The sequence below is a fragment of the Bradyrhizobium sp. PMVTL-01 genome, assembly GCF_051861855.1.
GTDB lineage: Bacteria > Pseudomonadota > Alphaproteobacteria > Rhizobiales > Xanthobacteraceae > Bradyrhizobium.
The window spans coordinates 4,167,668-4,183,644 of record NZ_CP193982.1 but is presented as its reverse complement, the minus strand read 5'-3'; the positions used below and the strand labels follow the sequence as shown (position 1 = coordinate 4,183,644).

Below are 15,977 nucleotides of genomic sequence, written 5' to 3'. Positions count from 1 at the left end.
ATATTCAGCCGACCAGCCGGGCGACCGCGTCCGCAGGCGACATGGTCTCGCGGGAGCCGTCACTGCGCCGCTTGATCTCGACCTTGGCGTCGGCGAGCCCCTTCGGCCCGATCATGATCTGCCAGGGGATGCCGATCAGGTCGGCGGCGGCGAATTTGGCGCCGGCGCGCTGGTCGGTGTCGTCGTAGAGCACGTCGACGCCCTTGGCCTGGAGCTCGGCATAGAGCTTTTCGCAGGCCGCATCGACGGCGGCATCGCCCTGCTTGAGGTTGAGCACCACCGCGCGGAACGGGGCGACGGCCTCGGGCCATTTGATGCCGGCATCGTCATGGCAGGCCTCGATGATGGCACCCAGCAGGCGCGAGACGCCGACGCCGTAGGAGCCGCCATGGATCGGCACGTCGACACCATCAGGACCCGCCACCAAGGCCTTCATGGGCTCGGAATATTTGGTGCCGAAGTAGAAGATCTGGCCGACCTCGATGCCGCGGGTGTTCACCCGCTTGTCCGCGGGCACTTCCTGTTCGAACCGCGCAGCATCGTGAACGTCTTCCGTCGCGGCATACACCGAGGTCCATTGCTTGATGATCGGCGTCAGGTCGCTGTCGTAATCGACGTCCTCGCCGGGCACCGGCAGGTCCAGCACGTCGCGATTGATGAACACGCCCGATTCGCCGGTCTCGGCGAGCACGATGAACTCGTGGCTGAGATCGCCGCCGATCGGGCCGGTCTCGGCGCGCATCGGGATCGCCTTCAGCCCCATCCGCGCGAAGGTGCGCAAATAGGCGACGAACATCTTGTTGTAGGCAACGCGCGCCGCCGCTTCATTGAGGTCGAACGAATAGGCGTCCTTCATCAGGAACTCGCGGCCGCGCATCACGCCGAAACGCGGACGCTGCTCGTCGCGAAATTTCCATTGGATATGATAGAGATTCAGCGGCAGGTTCTTGTAGGACTTCACATAGGCGCGGAAGATCTCGGTGATCATTTCCTCGTTGGTCGGCCCATACAGCAGCTCGCGCTTGTGGCGGTCGGCGATGCGCAGCATCTCCGGGCCGTAGGCGTCGTAGCGGCCGCTCTCGCGCCAGAGGTCGGCGAGTTGGAGTGTCGGCATCAGCACCTCGATCGCCCCGGAGCGGTCCTGCTCCTCGCGCACGATCTGCTCGATCTTCTTCAGCACGCGAAAGCCGAGCGGCAGCCAGGCATAGATGCCGGCGGCCTCCTGCCGGATCATGCCGGCGCGCAGCATCAGCCGATGCGAGACGATCTCCGCCTCTTTCGGATTTTCCTTCAGGATGGGCAGAAAGAATCGCGACAACCGCATGGCAATACTCTGGGAATCAGTGAGGGGTTGCAGTGAAACCGGATTGGGAGCGAAAATACAAGACCGGGAATGAGGAAAAGCCGCTAAGGCGGCGGAATTCCTGTCATTTTTCCGTTGCCGTCAAGTTTAGCTTGAATCTCAGCCTCACCCGTTACGGCGGCGCCACCTCGAGTTCGTCCTCGAGCGTGACCTGCTCGAAATCGGTCACCAGCGCATCTATCCGAACATGCCAGCGGCCGCCGAAGGGCAGCTCGACCTTGCGCACATGCCAGTAGCCGTCCTGCCCGAGCGAGGCGCCGCGCGCCATCGGCTCGATGCCCCGTTCCGGCAGGTTGAGCGTCAGGGTCACCTGCTTGGCCGTCAGCGGCATCCCCTCGCCGGTCATGAGCTGGAGCACGAAGTCGTCGACTCCAACCTTGCCCGGGGAGACCAGTACCTGGAACATCGCCTTGTCGGTGTGGATGTGGAGCGCCAGCGGCGTCTCGGGGACAATGGTCCGCGGCGGCGGCGTGAAGCGCCAGCCGGCGACAAGCGCGAAGATGCCGAGCGCGATCCCGCATTCGAGCAGGATCGAGCGTCTGAGCGCGGGCGCGGCTTTGTGGTCCCGCGCCAGGGCCGATGTCAGCCGGAACCGATTGAGCGCGGCAAGCGCCAGCAGCAGGACGGCGAGACCAAGCTTGATCGAGAGGATCGCCCCGTAGCGCGTGTCGATCAGCGCGGATGGCCTTTCGAGCTGAACGATGGCGAGACCGAGGCCGGTCAACGCCAACACACCGACGGCCAGCACGGCAATCCGCGAAAAGCGGTTCACGACCGGTAGCGCCGCAGTCGCCGGCTTCGACACCAGCGCGGCGAGCGGCGCGAGGGCTCCGGTCCAGAAGGCGACGCCGAGACCGTGGAGGAAGACGGCCGGACGCGTCAGCACCTCGGGCGGTGCCGTCGCTGCGTGCCCGGTCATGGCGAGCGACAGGCCAATGCCGATGAATGCGATCATCGCAAAGGCGCGCGCGTACCACGCGCTGCGCAGCGCCATGATCGCGAGCAGCATCGCCGCGATCGCCACGAGCAGCGCGGGGCCGGCGCTGGTCGCGAATGCGACCTTCCACGGAGCAGCCGTCACGAGCGCCGCCGGCGGCAGCCCGAGAAGATCGAGGCCCAGCGCACCGAGGGACGCAACCGCGCCCGGAATGCCGATGAGGAGCGCCACGAAAGGCACTGTCGTGCCCGTCATCGACCACGCGAGCCACCGCGCGAAAAACACGCCGCCGACGCCGACGAACAGGCCGAGATAGAGACCGATCCGCGCCAGCCAGATCAGCGCGCTCAATCCGCCGGCCGCACCGGCAGGCGGCTTCGTTGCGGTCGGAGCGCCGACCGAGAAGATCACCGATCCCGCGACGGGATGGCCGTCCTGCGAGATCACGCGATAACTGACCACGGCCGTGCCTTTCGGCAGGTCCGGCGGGATCACAATCGAAATGATCTCGCCCGATGCGTCGATGCGCGCGTCCCCCCGTTCCTTGCCCGCACCATCGATCAGCAGAATTGCGCCCGGCTTCACCGCCTCGTTGAAGCGCAGCTCCACCGCCTTCGGTGCGGCCTTCAAGATGCTGCCGCTCGCCGGATCGACCGAGACGAGCGCGGCATGCGCCATGGCGTCGGTCGCGAAGCCGACGATCAGAACCAGCGTCGCGAGCGCGGCGAAGAGGCGCATCAGGGTTTTGGCAGCAGCTTCACCCCGGGCGCTGGCGACTTGCTCTCATGCGAATCCCCTGCCCCTTCCCCCGGGATTTCAATCCAGCGGCTGACGCCGGTCTCGCATTCCTGCACAACCGGGAAATACAGCGTCGTGTTCGGCTTGAGCGTGTCGGTCAGCACCGTGTGCATGACGAACTCGTCATAGTTCTTGTCCGACAGCTTGCCGCCGGACCATGCGACCTCCTTGACGCCGGAGGAGAGCTTATTGCCGTGATAGTCGTACTCGGCGGCGTATTTGCCTTCGACGACGTCGATGGTCCAGCCCGGCTTCGGCATCGGCTTCACCGCGATCACCCCTTCCGGGACCTGCACGCGGATTTTGACGGTCGGCGAGCCCGCGCAGCCGTGCGGGACCGCAAACACGGCCTTGTAGGACGCTCCGACTTTGGCCTGCTTGCTCTCCAGAAAAACATGAGCCGCCGCAGGCGATGCGGCGAACAAGCCAGCAAAAATGAGCCAGGACATTTTCAGCATCTTCGTTCTCCCGGAAACGAGATCATGCTCGTCACATTTTCATTCCCGAATGGTCGTGCATCTTCTTCTGCCCGCCATCGCCCGGCCCCTGCGCGCCTACGGCCTGCACATCGAGAGACACGGCGACCTTGCCGGCCTTCTCGAACTGAAGCGTCAGCGGAACCTTGTCGCCCTGCTTGAACGGCCCCTTCAGCTCCTGCAGCATCAAATGATTGCCGCCGGGCGCCAGCTTCACGGTCTTGCCGGGATCGATCACCAGCCCCTTGTCGAGCGGACGCATCTTCATCACGCCATTGTCCATCGCCATCTCGTGAACCTCGGCCTTGCCCGCGATCTCGGCGGAAACGCTGACCAGTCTGTCCGCGGCCGTCCCCTTGTTCTCGATGGTCAGATAGCCGCCCGCGACCTTGGCGCCGCCCGGCGTCGCCCGGCTCCAGGCCTGCGAGATGACGAGATCGCCAGCCTTGACGTCCTCGGCGCGCACCGGGGCTGCGAACATTGCGGCGGAGAGCGCCACGAGCGCGAAGATGCGTGAGAACTTGTTCATGTCGTTTGCCTTTCTTGTCGTCAACATCGCCCCACCCGTCAGAACGTGTACTTGGCGGCGAGAACGAAGGTTCGCCCCGGGAATGGATGGAACAGGAAATACTGCTCGTCGAAGAGATTATCGATGCCGAAGTCGAATGCGAAGTTCTTCGTCGCGTTGTAGTGCACCTTCAAGTCCACAACGAGGAAGTTGTCGAACGCACCATAGACGTGGGAGACGCGATCGGTGTTGTCCAGCGTCGAATACTGCTTGCCGCTGTAACGTGCGGCGACCGTGTAGGCCCAGCTGTCGTTCGGCCGGTAGGTCACGCCGAACTTGGCGCGCCAGTCGGGCACGAAGGGGACGCGCTTGCCGATCACGGTCGTGGGCAGGTTCGTCAAGGGATCAAATCCCGCCCAGCCCGCGTCAGCCAGGATACGCGAGTCGACATAGGTCACGCTGCCGAACAGCTGTAGACCGCTGACCAGAACATTGTCCTTGTCGGCGGACAACTCGATTCCCTGCAACCTGATCGCATCAACGTTGCTGATCACTGTCGTCGGCGTTTGCACCTTCGTGACCGGGTTGGTGACGAGGTTGGTCTGAGAAATGATCGCATGATCGGTGTGCTCCCGGAACAGAGTCAACCGGACGCGGCCGTCGCTCCATGTGCGCTCGATGTTCAGCTCGCCCGTAAGATCCTGCTCGGGCAAGAGGTTGGGATTGGCGATCGTCGCCACGCCGCCGACCGTCAGGTTCTGATAGAGCTCCATGACGGTCGGGTAACGATAGGCCTGCCCGAAGTTTGCCGTGACATTCCAATCCTTGTTCGGGTCAAAGGACAGCGAGGCTTTCGGTGAAAAATTCGTCGAGGCGAGTTGCGGTTGTTGGACCGCCGCGGTCGATGTAATCGCGCCGGCAGCGCTCGTCGCGGTGCTGATATTGAAGCCGTCCTGGGCTCGCCAGGTCTCGAATCGTCCACCGAGCGTGAGCTTCAGATTTGGAAGGATTCTCCAGGCATCCTGAAGCCAGATTGCACCGGTGCGGGTCTCACCTTGCCCTTGCGAATAGAGCGTGCCCGTCCCGGTGTCTGCCGTCGCATACCACACCGACGACGCATAGACCGGACTTTCGAGGCGGTAACGATCACCATGCAGGCCAAAGCTGACCTCGTGCGGTCCGTCGTAACCGAACGGCCGCCAGATTCCCCTGGCATCGGCATTCTGCCAGTTGGTGCCGTCCATCCTCGTGATCTTCCCGTTCTGGGAATAGCCGACGCCCGTTGGCGTGACGGTGAACGGATTGAGCTGGATGTCCTGGAGATAGTTGTAGCTCGAAGCCGAAAGGTCGAAATCGTAGGTGCCCTTGGTGTCGCTCTTGATCGCGACGGCATTGCTGACGTGGGTTTGGTCCCATACGTATTTGCCCGTGGCAAATCCCGACAGGCCCGCAAATGTCGGAGCGCTGGTCGCAGCGGATCTCAAGTAGGTCTGGGGATCGGAGACCTGGTGGTTGTTCCAGATCCCGAACGAATAGGTCGCCTGCACCTGCGCCGTCAGGTCATAGGCGACGCGGACGTTACCGGACGTCTGCTGTGAATGCGCGAGGATGCCGGTACCAACCACGTTGGCCGGGATGCCCTGCTTGTTCAGCGCGGGAAACGCACCGGTCGTACCAGCCGGGATGCCGCCGCTCGTCGTATAGGTGAGCGGCTGCTGGTAGCTGTCGAGATAGTTGGCGCTGACGAGCCAGGACAGCTGGCCCTCGCGATTGCCGGCGGCCGCGCTGGTCTGGCTGGCCGCGTAGGTGTCCTTGGTGCCGTATTGATTCCACGGCATCACCGAGACTGTTTCCTTGGCGGCCGCAAACGGCTTGTCGGGCATCCTTGACGAGATCAGCAGCACGCCGCCGATCGAGTTGCCGGGATAGGCGGCCGCGAACGCACCGTTGAGGTAGTCGATCCGACCAATCGCTTCCGGCGAGATCAAGTTCCACTTCGGCGAGGCATTGGTGTTGTTGTTGCCGATCAGCGCCGAGATCAGGAGATCGTCGTAGTAGATCAATGTCCGCGAGCTGGAATTGAGGCCCCAGCTTCGCGTCGCGAGCACGGCATTGTTGTCCCCGTCATTGCGCTTCCGGACGAACAAGCTCGGCATGTATTTGACGGCATCCTCGGGGTCTTTGAGATTGATCGTCTCATCGACCTCCTTTGCCGTGACGCTGAAGGAGCGCTGTGGCAATTGATAGCGCGTCACAGCAGCCGGCGGCTCCAGCGACGGCCGGATGCTGCCAGCCCCCTGCTCGGACGCGATGACGGCAGCCGCGCGCACGGGGGCGGGCTTTGCCGACCGATTCCGGGCGACAGTCGTCTGCACCGACGGTTTGCGCGGGTTCGGCTTCACGGCGGCGGGCGCAACGACGGTGACCGGCGGCAGCACGGCGTCGCCGCTCTGGGCGAAAACTCCGCTCGACGACGCAAGCAGCGCCGCCTGGATGGCGACGACGCTCACGCCGCGAGGGGCATGGCAACGTAACATGGGGTATTCCTGACGCCGGCTTTCTTCCCGGCTGTTCGACAGCATCGATCGCCAGCGGACGGACCGCGGCAATCACGAGGGTGGTCAGGAAAAGTGCGGGGGTGCGCGCGCCCGGGCGTTTGAGCCCCGATGGCTTGCAAGAGCGGATGCGTCCGCTCGATGCCACGCCACGCGTTCAGCGTAGCGGAGGGGAATGGCGAATGCTGTCTGCGGCGGCGAATCGAGCGAAGCGTTTGCCTGCGCTAGACAGCAGAGGGCACAGGTGCCGGCATGCGCAGTCGGCGAGCCGGTCCGATCGTTCAGGCCACCCTGGTCGCCCGTGCTATGGCAGATGACGGCGGCGGACAGCGGATCGGCCACGGCTTGCCCTGCCGCGAGACAAGCGGCAATCGGCGCCAGCACCTGCATCACCAAAGCAAGCAGGACCAGAGGTAGGAATTTTTGCAGCCGTGCGCGCATCCGCCGAACCATTTGTTCGTGCGCTAACTAAACACCGCGCCGGCACCCGAGTCGAGGCCAGTTCCGCCGCCGGCTGGGTCCCGCGCAAATTTCCTCAAATCTGAGATCGGGACCCGCCGCCGAGGGGCGGGATCCGCCAATTAAGGCAGCCAGGCAACCCGCCCATCCACAGATTTCTCATATATGTCATATGGTTAGATGGCCAAAAGCCCGATCATTTCGTTAGCTGCTCTTATTTTGAACAATCGTTGCCGAAAATGATGACAAGTGAGAAAAGTTGATCTAGCATCCTCTTGCTCAGGCGCCGACCGCGAGGTCGAGGCCTGGTGGTCCAAGTCTCGGGAGGAGCCCCTGGCGCGCAAAATGCAGCGTCGCCCCGTCAATCAAGATCAAATCTTAAGATCGGGGATAATAGGGTCGACACAATTTTTGAGCGGGGCCAGGGCCCCGCTCTTTTTTTGCCCACATGGCTTCAAAGCCGATGAATGCTTCCCCCAATCCGATCGAGCAGAGTTTGGGATCGCGGCACGGGCTGCGCTGATCTCACGCCGCTCGCAGATTGAGTGCCAACAACTCTTGTGAGAGACTTTCGGACATCGGTCGCGCAGGCAATGACGCGCCGACGACAAGATATATGGGAGCGAGCGATGTCCGGGACGAAAGATTTCTCGACGACGAGGCGCGATCTTCTTCAGGCGGCGGCGGCCGCCGGCGCCGGGGCTGCCCTGTTCGGCAGCATGGGCATAAATCCAGCACTGGCCGCCGAAGTCGGACGCAGCGAGAAGCCGCTGAAGGCGGCATTCTCCAACGCCGGCCTTCAGGCCACCTGGTGCGCGCAAGGCAAGCAGGCGGCGGAATTCTGGGGCAAGCTGTTCAACGTCGAAGTCACCTGGTTCGACGGCCAGCTCGATGCGGTGAAGCAGCGCGCGGCGATCGACAACATGGCGTCCCAGAAATGGGACTTCGTCGCGATCCAGGCGTTCGGCATCGGCACCCTCACCCAGCCGGTGCAGAAGATGATCGACGCCGGCACGCCCGTGATCGACATGGACACGCTGATCGCGCCGCTCGACCAGATCAACGTCCACTCCTTCCTTGCCCCCGACAACGAGTTCATGGGCGCCTCGGTGACGCAGGCGCTGTGCAACGCCATGGGCGGCAAGGGCAAGATCATCATGACGCAAGGTGCGCTCGGACATACCGGCGCGCAAGGACGGGCCAAGGGCTTCAACTCGGTCGTCAAGCAGTTCCCGGGGATCGAGGTGCTCGACACCCAGCCGGCCGACTGGGACGTGTCGAAGACCGCTCGCCTCTGGGAAACATACCTCACGAAATATCCGCAGATCGATGCGGCGTTCTTCCACAATGACGACATGGCGCTTGCGGCGGCCAACATCATGAAGGCGCGGGGCCGCACCAACATCCTGATCGGCGGCGTCGACGCCATGCCGCCCGCGATCCAGGCGGTGAGCGAAGGCCGCATGTTCGCAACCGTGCGCAATCCGTCCTGCCGCATCCACGGCGGCGCCATCATCGCAGGCGTCTCCGCCGTGGTCGGCGGCGAGAAGAGCGGACAGGGCATTCCCAAGAACGTCGTCACGGACGGCCCCGTGGTGACCAAGGCCAACGCCGCCGGGATGCAGTGGATGCAGGATCACTTCCTGATCTGAGTCTCCAAGATCTGATCTTTCATGCCTGAGGTGCGTTCGCCCATCCTGGAACTGCAGGGCATCACGAAGAGCTTCGGCGGCGTCGAAGCGCTTCGTGGTGTTGACTTCGCGCTTCTTCCCGGCGAGATCCACGGTCTCGTCGGCGAGAACGGCGCCGGCAAAAGCACCCTGATGAAGATCATCGCCGGCGTGCACACCGAGTTCTCCGGCCGTTTCCTGATCGACGGCAAGGAGACGCATTTTCGTTCGGCCCGCGATGCGCATGCGTCCGGCATCGCGATGGTGCATCAGGAGCTCTCCGTCGCCCCCGATCTCACGGTCGCCGAGAACGTCTTCCTCGGCAACCAGCCGACCAACGCCCTCGGCCTCGTGCAATGGCGGCGGATGGCGCGCGAGGCCGGCGAGCAGCTCGCCCGTTTCGGCATCGACGTCGATCCGATGACCCGGCTCGGCGATCTCCCGATCGGGCTGCAGCAGCTTATCGAGATCGCGCGCGTGCTGTTCTCCGGCGCGCGCATCGTCATCCTGGACGAGCCGACCTCCGCCCTCTCCCCGCCCGAGGTCGAACGCCTGTTCACGACGCTCAGGCGGCTGCGCGAGGAAGGCACCGCCATCGTCTTCATCTCGCATTTCATCGAGGACATCCTGCTTGTGTCCGACACCGTGACCGTGTTCCGCAACGGGCGGAAGGTCGCGGAGACCGCGAGCGCGGCGACCAGCAAGGGCGCGCTGATCGAGGCCATGATCGGCCGCGGCGGCGAGGCGATCGAGCACAGCTACTCCGACGATCTGATGCTGCCCCAGCCGAGCGATAGTGCAGTGGTCCTGAAGGCTGACCAGCTCTCGCTCTCACGCAGCCTGAAGGACGTCTCCTTCGAGGCGCGCGCCGGCGAGGTGCTCGGCATCTACGGCTTCATGGGCTGCGGCCAGCAGGAGCTCTCGCGCATCCTGTTCGGCAAGCTAAGGCCGGACAGCGGAACGCTGGCGGTCGAGGGTACGCCAAAGACCTTCGCCAGCACGGCGGCGGCGCGGCGCGCCGGCGTGGCGCTGGTGCCGGAGAGCCGGCGCGACATGCTGTTTCACCAGGAGCCGGTCTACAAGAACATCTCGATCAGCATTCTCGACCGCATCTCCTCCCTGCTGCTCAAGCCGGCACAGGAGCGCGACATCGCGAAGCGGCAGGTCGAGCAGTTGCAGATCAGGCCGCCCGTCGTCGGCCTCGACCTCGGCATGCTCTCCGGCGGCAACCAGCAGAAGGTCGCGCTGGCAAAATGGCTGACCTACCCGCCAAAACTGCTCGTGTTGTGCGAGCCGACCCGCGGCATGGACGTCGGCGCCAAGAACGACGTCATCAACATCGTCCGCGACCTCCGCGCCAGGGGGCTCGCGATCATCGTGCTGTCGACCGAGCCGGAAACGGTGCTGTCGCTGGCCGACCGCATCCTCGTGCTCAAGCGCGGCGCATTGGTGCGGGAGTTCAAGAACGAGCCGGTCAGCAAGGATCGCCTGCTGGAAGCGGCGTGACGGAGAAGCACAATGGCGAGCAGTGAGACGGCTTTCGCGACCGGGCGACGCGCGCGAGGCCTTGCGCCCTTCCTGCGCTCGCAGATGCGCAACATCGCGCCGTTCCTGACGCTGATCTTTCTCTCCGCCTTCTTCGCCTTCGCCAGCCCCTCCTTCGCGACGCTCGACAACCTCGGCAATATCCTGACCCAGGTGTCGGTGACAGGCATCATCGCCGTCGGCCTCACCTTCGTGATCCTCTGCGCCGAGATCGACCTGTCGATCGCGAGCATTGCCAACGTCACCGGCATCGCGGTCGCCTATTTCACGCTGCAGGAATCCTACGTCAACATCGCCAACATTCCCCTGCCAGGCGCGGTCGCGATCATCCTGTCCATCCTGCTTTGCGCCCTGCTCGGCCTCGTCAATGCGCTGGGACTGACCGTGATCGGCATTCCCTCCTTCATCATGACGCTGGCGATGATGCAGATCGCGGCCGGCATCTCGGCGCTGCTGGTGCGCGGCCAGATCGCCTACAAGGTCCCGGGCCTGATCACGACGCTCGGCTCGGGATCGATCGGCGGCATCCCGTGGATCGTCATCGTCGCCGCCATCATGCTGCTCGGTGGGCACCTCGTGCTGACCTACACGCGCTTCGGCCGTTACGTCTACATGGTCGGCGGCAATCGCGAGGCAGCCGAATATTCCGGCCTCAACGTCAAGCTCATCCTGGGTGCGGTGATGGTGATCTCCGCGGTCTGCTCCGGCATCGGCGGCATGCTCGGTGTTGCCCATTTCGGCAGCGCGCAGCAGAACGAGTTCGACACGTACCTGCTCGACTCCATCGCTGCCGTCGTCGTCGGCGGCACCAGCCTGTTCGGCGGCCGCGGCGGCATCGGCAACACCATCGTCGGGCTGTTCGTGCTCGGCGTGCTCAACAACGGCCTCGACCACGTCAACATCGACAGCTTTTTGAAGATCCTGATCCGCGGGCTGATCCTGCTGGCCGCGCTGATCATCAACGTCTACGCCCAGCGCTTGAGGGAAAAAGCGGCGGAGTAGACGGCGCTCGAAACATAAAGTGCGAAAACAACCCCATGCACAGTAGAAACTGTGTGGGAGTTCAGCCGTTTACCGAGCCCGCCATGGCGCGAGCGCGACTGCACCAAAAAATTGCGACGCGTCGGGCAAAACAGGGGTAGGATGTCATCATCGGCAGCCGGCTCGAAAAGGCCGGTCCATCCACGGTCATTGCGAGCGTAGCGAAGCAATCCAGAGTCTTTCCGCGGAGGGATTCTGGATTGCTTCGCTGCGCTCGCAATGACGATGTGGCGGCAGGAGTAAGGCCGCCTCAGTTGGCGGCCTCTTTCATTCAGCCAAGAGCCGACTTCCGCTTTTGAGCCCTTAACGGACCCATGGACGCTGTAGTGGATTTGTCTGCGGCTGACCCAACTGAGACATTGGCGCGAGGCTTCTTTCCCGCGTCTTGTGTTCAGGACCACGGCGGCTCTTCGCTCTTCCCGACCGCCTCGTGGTGGGTCGTGACACCCGCCGAACGCAAGCCGGTCAGCAATACGGTTCGCACGGAGGCCGGATCGAATCCGATATCCTTGGCGTTTGGCGGATGTGCTTCGCTGCCCTTCAATCGGAGCGCCAAGTGCAATTGCTCGCAAAGGTGCTGAACGACGAGATTGACCTGATCGTCAGTCATGATCTGCCTTTCCTGCTACATTTTGCTGGCGAACGTAGTAGCACACATGAAAATGGGGCGGTACGCGAATGGACCTCGCCAAGGATCAACCCCACGCGATTGCCCATGGGCGGGCTCAAAAAATCGTCCGCCCGTCAGGGCAACCGAAAGTGACTGGCGGGCCACTAGAATAGAGCGTCGCTCTTGTCCGCGACGGACGCGCCTTCCATCCTTAACGATGCCCGCCCTCGGTCGAAGCCAATTGCGTCCGTCCCGCAATCTCGTCCGCCCGCCAGCATCGCACCGCATGCCCGTCGGCTCGCGTCTCCAGCAACGGCCCTGGCTCGTGGCGGCACGCGTCCACAGCATAACGGCAGCGCGGGCTGAAGGCGCAGCCATTCGGCGGATTGAGCGGGTTGGGAAGGTCGCCGCCTGTGGTCGCCAGGGGTGCATGGCGCAGCGGATCGGGGATCGTGGAAATCAGGGCTTGCGTATAGGGGTGCGCGGGGCGCTCGAAGATCTCGCGCCAGTCGCCATTCTCGACGATGCGGCCGAGATACATCACCGCGACGCGGTCGCTCATGTGCTCGACGACGCCGAGGTCGTGGCTGATCATGATGTAGGACAGGCCGAGCGTGTCCTTCAGTTCCAGCAGCAGATTGATGATCTGGGCGCGGATCGAGACGTCGAGCGCCGAGACCGGCTCGTCGCAGATGACGATTTTGGGATTGAGGATCAGCGCGCGCGCGATGCCGATGCGCTGGCGCTGGCCGCCGGAGAATTCATGCGGGTAGCGGTCGGCCTGCTCGGGGCGCAGGCCCACATGCTTGAGCATGGTCGCGACGCGGTCCTCGATCTCGCTCTTCGCGGTCACGCCATGCACACGCAGGGGATCCTCGAGCGTGCGGCGCACGGTCTGGCGCGGATTGAGCGAGGCGTAAGGATCCTGAAACACGATCTGCACTGTACGCGCCAGGGCCTTGCGATCGGCGGACCGGCTGTCCGTCACGACCTCCCGCCCGTCCACCACGACCCGGCCGCGCGTCGGCTTCAACAGGCCAAGGATCGACAGGGCGACCGTCGACTTGCCCGAGCCGGACTCGCCGACGAGGCCGAGGCACTCCCCTCGCCTCAAGCTGAGATCGACGCCGTCGACCGCACGGAGCAGCCGCCGCTCGCGACCGAACAAGCCGCCGCCGAGCGGAAAATGAACCGCGAGATCCTCGACCCTGACGATGAGATCGTCGTCCGGCTTCCGCTGCGGCTCATGCATGGTGGTAACACCTGACGAAACCGCCGGCCTCGAGGACATCCGTCTGAGGCGCGACCGCCCGGCAGATGTCGGTCGCCCGCGCGCAGCGCGGATTGAACCGGCAGCCGTCCGGAAAACCGGTGATCGCCGGGACGACGCCCGCGATTTCCTTGAGCCGGGTACGGCCAAGCGCGGCGCGGCTGCCCAGCCGCGGCAGCGAAGCGACGAGGCCCTCCGTATAGGGGTGCGACGGCGCACGGAAGATATCGGCCGAGCCACGCTCCTCGACGATGCGGCCGGCATACATGACGGCGACGCGGCGACAGACATTGGCGACGAGGCCGAGATCGTGGCTGATCATCAGGATCGCCGTTCCCCGCTCGGCACACAGATTCCGCATCAGCTCTATGATTTCGGCCTGCACGGTGACGTCGAGCGCGGTGGTCGGCTCGTCCGCGATCAGGAGATCCGGACCGCAGGCCAGCGCGATGGCGATCATGACGCGCTGGCGCATGCCGCCGGACAGCTGATGCGGATAGTCGTTGACGCGACGCTCCGGCGCGGGCACGCGGACGCTCGCCAGCGCCTCGACAGCCAGCTGGTTGGCTTCCCGCCAGCTCTTGCCCTTGTGCAGCACGAACATCTCGGCGATCTGCCGGCCCACGGGAGAGACCGGGTTCAGCGCCGTCATGGGCTCCTGGAAGATCATGGCGATGCGGTTGCCGCGCAGCTCCCGCCGCCCGGCGGCGGAAAGGTTCTGGATCTCCCGTCCCTCGAACCGGATGACACCGCCGCCGATCGACAAAGGCGACCGCAGCAGGCCGATCAAGGCGAGCGCCGTGATGCTCTTGCCGCAGCCGGACTCGCCGACAAGGCCAAACGTCTCGCCGCGATCGATGCGGAACGAAACGCCTTCGGCCGCCGCAACGCGCCGCGATCCGTCATCGAGATCGATGCGGAGATCCTCGACCTCGATCAGCGGGGAGGCCGTCATGTCCGCCGGCTCCGGGAATGGGGATCGAGGATGTCGCGCAGGCCGTCACCGAGCAAATTGAGGCCGAGCACCGTCAGGAAAATCGCAAGGCCCGGAAACAGCGAGAGCCAAGGCGCCGTGGTGATCTGGTCGCGAGCCTCGGACAGCATGCTGCCCCAGCTCGGGAAAGGCGGGCGGACGCCGAGGCCAAGGAACGACAACGCGGCTTCGGACAGGACCGCGCTGCCCATGCCCAGCGTGCCGATGACGACGATCGGCCCTAACATGTTCGGCAGCAGCTGCGTGATCATGATGCGCAGATCGCCGTAGCCGAGCACGGTTGCCGCCTGCACATAGCCCTGGTTCCGTAGCGACAGCGCGGAGGCGCGTGCGAGGCGGCAGGTGAAGGACCAGTTGGTCAGCCCAAGTGCGATCAACAGGCTGGTGAGGCCGGGGCCGAGCACCGCCATGATGGCGAGCGCGAAGATCAGCGAGGGGATCGCGAGCATCAGATTGGTCAGGGCGTTGACGACATCGTCCCACCAGCCGCCAAAATAGCCGGCGCTCAGGCCCAGCGCCACGCCGATGACGCTGTTGATGAGCTGGGAGACGATGCCGACCGTCAGCGAGACGCGCGCGCCGTACAGGACGCGGGAATAGATGTCGCGGCCCTGCCCGTCGGTGCCGAACCACCAGGTCCAGCTCGGAGGCTCCTCCGCGTTCATCAGATTGGCGTCCATGACGGGATCGGTGTGCGCCAGCCAGGGCGCGAGCAGGCCGACCATGATCGCGAGCGCGAACAACGACCCGCCGATGACGAGATTGGCGCGGAGCTTCATGCGTATCTAATCCTGGGATCGATCACGCCGTAGAGCACGTCGATCAGCAGATTGATCGCGAGAAAGAACAGCACCACCACGAGAATGGAGCCCTGGACGGCGGGAATGTCGCGCTGCAGGACGCTGTCCACGAGCAGCGAGCCGATGCCGGGCCAGGAGAACAGTTTCTCGACCACGACCGCCTGCCCCATCAGCGCGCCGAACTGCAGGCCCATGGTGGTGAGGATGAGGACGAGTGCATTGCGCATCACGTGCCACTTCACGACCCGGGTCTCGCTCATGCCCTTCGAGCGCGCCGTGCGGACGAAGTCGGCGGTCATGATCTCCAGGACCGCGGCGCGCGTCGTGCGCGCCAGCAGCGCCATCGGCGAGACGCCGAGCGTCACGGCCGGCAGGATCAGATATTTGAGGCCGCCGTCGCCATAGCCGAAGCTCGGCAGCCACCCGAGCTTCAACGCAAACAGGTACATCAACAGCAGTCCGAGCCAGAATTTGGCCAATGACAGGCCGGACACCGCCAGGACCATCGAGACGGTGTCGACGAGGCTGCCCGGCCGCAAGGCCGCGACGAAGCCGAGCGGCACGCCGAGCAGGACCGCAAACGCCATGGAGGCGAAGATCAGTTGCAGTGTCGGCCATGCCCGCTTGGCGATCATGATCGTCACCGGCTCACGCGTCCGGAACGAGGCCCCGAGATCACCGGTCGCGAGCCTCGCGACATAGGCGCCGAAGCGCATGTAGACGGGCTGGTCGAGGCCGAGCTGCTTCTTCATGCGCAGCTCGACCTGCGGATCGCTGTCGTCGCTCATGGTCGAGACGATGCTGCCGGGAACAACGCTGAACAGGACGAAGACCAGCAGCACGACGGCGAGCACGGTCGGAATGGTCTGCAGGAGGCGACGGATCAGAAACGCGAGCATCTCAACTTTTCCCCGCTCCCTCCCTCGCCCGTGGCGCTGGAGGGAGCGCGCG

At 64.3% G+C, this 15,977-nt stretch carries 14 protein-coding genes; 3 read left to right on the top strand and 11 right to left on the bottom strand.

Translation table 11 applies throughout. From position 1 onward, the window contains the following. Nucleotides 1–4: 4 nt before the first annotated feature. The 6 genes from proS to ACRQ5Q_RS20140 all read right to left on the bottom strand — a co-directional run bounded on the left by proS (nt 5) and on the right by ACRQ5Q_RS20140 (nt 7,078). Complete coding sequence (gene proS, locus ACRQ5Q_RS20165) at nt 5–1,324, bottom strand: proline--tRNA ligase (protein ID WP_439368405.1); 1,320 nt, start codon at nt 1,322–1,324, stop codon at nt 5–7. A gap of 151 nt (nt 1,325–1,475) precedes the next feature. Next, nucleotides 1,476–3,038: a copper resistance CopC/CopD family protein gene (locus ACRQ5Q_RS20160; protein WP_439399626.1), complete on the bottom strand. Its 1,563-nt coding sequence runs from the start codon at nt 3,036–3,038 to the stop codon at nt 1,476–1,478. Then, nucleotides 3,038–3,556, bottom strand: a complete 519-nt coding sequence (locus tag ACRQ5Q_RS20155; protein ID WP_439368409.1) for a YcnI family copper-binding membrane protein — start codon at nt 3,554–3,556, stop codon at nt 3,038–3,040. Before ACRQ5Q_RS20155 ends, ACRQ5Q_RS20160 begins: the two co-directional genes overlap by 1 nt. A 31-nt stretch (nt 3,557–3,587) precedes the next feature. Beyond that, complete coding sequence (locus ACRQ5Q_RS20150; RefSeq protein WP_439399624.1) at nt 3,588–4,103, bottom strand: copper chaperone PCu(A)C; 516 nt, start codon at nt 4,101–4,103, stop codon at nt 3,588–3,590. 38 nt (nt 4,104–4,141) lie between these two features. Then, entirely contained in the window at nt 4,142–6,619 is a 2,478-nt protein-coding gene (locus ACRQ5Q_RS20145; RefSeq protein ID WP_439399622.1) for a TonB-dependent receptor, read from the bottom strand. Between the two features lie 84 nt (nt 6,620–6,703). Further along, entirely contained in the window at nt 6,704–7,078 is a 375-nt protein-coding gene (locus tag ACRQ5Q_RS20140) for a DUF2946 domain-containing protein (RefSeq protein ID WP_439399620.1), read from the bottom strand. 647 nt (nt 7,079–7,725) lie between these two features. On the opposite strand from ACRQ5Q_RS20140, the gene ACRQ5Q_RS20135 reads away from it, so the two are divergent. The 3 genes from ACRQ5Q_RS20135 to ACRQ5Q_RS20125 are packed head-to-tail and all read left to right on the top strand — an operon-like array spanning nt 7,726 to nt 11,313. Further along, a complete protein-coding gene (locus ACRQ5Q_RS20135) occupies nt 7,726–8,748 on the top strand; it encodes a sugar ABC transporter substrate-binding protein (RefSeq protein ID WP_439368414.1) in 1,023 nt (340 codons plus the stop codon). A 21-nt stretch (nt 8,749–8,769) separates the two neighbouring features. Beyond that, a complete protein-coding gene (locus ACRQ5Q_RS20130) occupies nt 8,770–10,272 on the top strand; it encodes a sugar ABC transporter ATP-binding protein (protein ID WP_439399618.1) in 1,503 nt (500 codons plus the stop codon). Between the two features lie 12 nt (nt 10,273–10,284). Next, a complete protein-coding gene (locus ACRQ5Q_RS20125) occupies nt 10,285–11,313 on the top strand; it encodes an ABC transporter permease (RefSeq protein ID WP_439399616.1) in 1,029 nt (342 codons plus the stop codon). A 430-nt stretch (nt 11,314–11,743) separates the two neighbouring features. Here ACRQ5Q_RS20125 and ACRQ5Q_RS20120 read toward each other — a convergent pair whose 3' ends face one another. The 5 genes from ACRQ5Q_RS20120 to ACRQ5Q_RS20100 all read right to left on the bottom strand — a co-directional run bounded on the left by ACRQ5Q_RS20120 (nt 11,744) and on the right by ACRQ5Q_RS20100 (nt 15,925). After that, entirely contained in the window at nt 11,744–11,962 is a 219-nt protein-coding gene (locus ACRQ5Q_RS20120; protein WP_063982993.1) for a hypothetical protein, read from the bottom strand. Nucleotides 11,963–12,173: 211 nt separating this feature from the next. Beyond that, on the bottom strand, nt 12,174–13,214 hold the full coding sequence (locus ACRQ5Q_RS20115; RefSeq protein ID WP_439399615.1) for an ABC transporter ATP-binding protein: 1,041 nt from the start codon (nt 13,212–13,214) through the stop codon (nt 12,174–12,176). Continuing rightward, nucleotides 13,207–14,187: an ABC transporter ATP-binding protein gene (locus ACRQ5Q_RS20110; RefSeq protein ID WP_439399613.1), complete on the bottom strand. Its 981-nt coding sequence runs from the start codon at nt 14,185–14,187 to the stop codon at nt 13,207–13,209. Before ACRQ5Q_RS20110 ends, ACRQ5Q_RS20115 begins: the two co-directional genes overlap by 8 nt. After that, a complete protein-coding gene (locus ACRQ5Q_RS20105) occupies nt 14,184–15,005 on the bottom strand; it encodes an ABC transporter permease (protein WP_439368420.1) in 822 nt (273 codons plus the stop codon). The genes ACRQ5Q_RS20110 and ACRQ5Q_RS20105 overlap by 4 nt, the downstream gene beginning before the upstream one ends. Next, nucleotides 15,002–15,925, bottom strand: a complete 924-nt coding sequence (locus ACRQ5Q_RS20100; RefSeq protein ID WP_439368421.1) for an ABC transporter permease — start codon at nt 15,923–15,925, stop codon at nt 15,002–15,004. The genes ACRQ5Q_RS20105 and ACRQ5Q_RS20100 overlap by 4 nt, the downstream gene beginning before the upstream one ends. Nucleotides 15,926–15,977: the final 52 nt, after the last annotated feature.

What these genes read in the sequence shown, in the direction of transcription:
- proS (WP_439368405.1), bottom strand. Translation starts at nt 1,324, where the DNA reads ATGCGGTTGTCGCGATTCTTTCTGCCCATCCTGAAGGAAAATCCGAAA.
- ACRQ5Q_RS20160 (WP_439399626.1), bottom strand. Translation starts at nt 3,038, where the DNA reads ATGCGCCTCTTCGCCGCGCTCGCGACGCTGGTTCTGATCGTCGGCTTC.
- ACRQ5Q_RS20155 (WP_439368409.1), bottom strand. Translation starts at nt 3,556, where the DNA reads ATGCTGAAAATGTCCTGGCTCATTTTTGCTGGCTTGTTCGCCGCATCG.
- ACRQ5Q_RS20150 (WP_439399624.1), bottom strand. Translation starts at nt 4,103, where the DNA reads ATGAACAAGTTCTCACGCATCTTCGCGCTCGTGGCGCTCTCCGCCGCA.
- ACRQ5Q_RS20145 (WP_439399622.1), bottom strand. Translation starts at nt 6,619, where the DNA reads ATGTTACGTTGCCATGCCCCTCGCGGCGTGAGCGTCGTCGCCATCCAG.
- ACRQ5Q_RS20140 (WP_439399620.1), bottom strand. Translation starts at nt 7,078, where the DNA reads ATGCGCGCACGGCTGCAAAAATTCCTACCTCTGGTCCTGCTTGCTTTG.
- ACRQ5Q_RS20135 (WP_439368414.1), top strand. Translation starts at nt 7,726, where the DNA reads ATGTCCGGGACGAAAGATTTCTCGACGACGAGGCGCGATCTTCTTCAG.
- ACRQ5Q_RS20130 (WP_439399618.1), top strand. Translation starts at nt 8,770, where the DNA reads ATGCCTGAGGTGCGTTCGCCCATCCTGGAACTGCAGGGCATCACGAAG.
- ACRQ5Q_RS20125 (WP_439399616.1), top strand. Translation starts at nt 10,285, where the DNA reads ATGGCGAGCAGTGAGACGGCTTTCGCGACCGGGCGACGCGCGCGAGGC.
- ACRQ5Q_RS20120 (WP_063982993.1), bottom strand. Translation starts at nt 11,962, where the DNA reads ATGACTGACGATCAGGTCAATCTCGTCGTTCAGCACCTTTGCGAGCAA.
- ACRQ5Q_RS20115 (WP_439399615.1), bottom strand. Translation starts at nt 13,214, where the DNA reads ATGCATGAGCCGCAGCGGAAGCCGGACGACGATCTCATCGTCAGGGTC.
- ACRQ5Q_RS20110 (WP_439399613.1), bottom strand. Translation starts at nt 14,187, where the DNA reads ATGACGGCCTCCCCGCTGATCGAGGTCGAGGATCTCCGCATCGATCTC.
- ACRQ5Q_RS20105 (WP_439368420.1), bottom strand. Translation starts at nt 15,005, where the DNA reads ATGAAGCTCCGCGCCAATCTCGTCATCGGCGGGTCGTTGTTCGCGCTC.
- ACRQ5Q_RS20100 (WP_439368421.1), bottom strand. Translation starts at nt 15,925, where the DNA reads ATGCTCGCGTTTCTGATCCGTCGCCTCCTGCAGACCATTCCGACCGTG.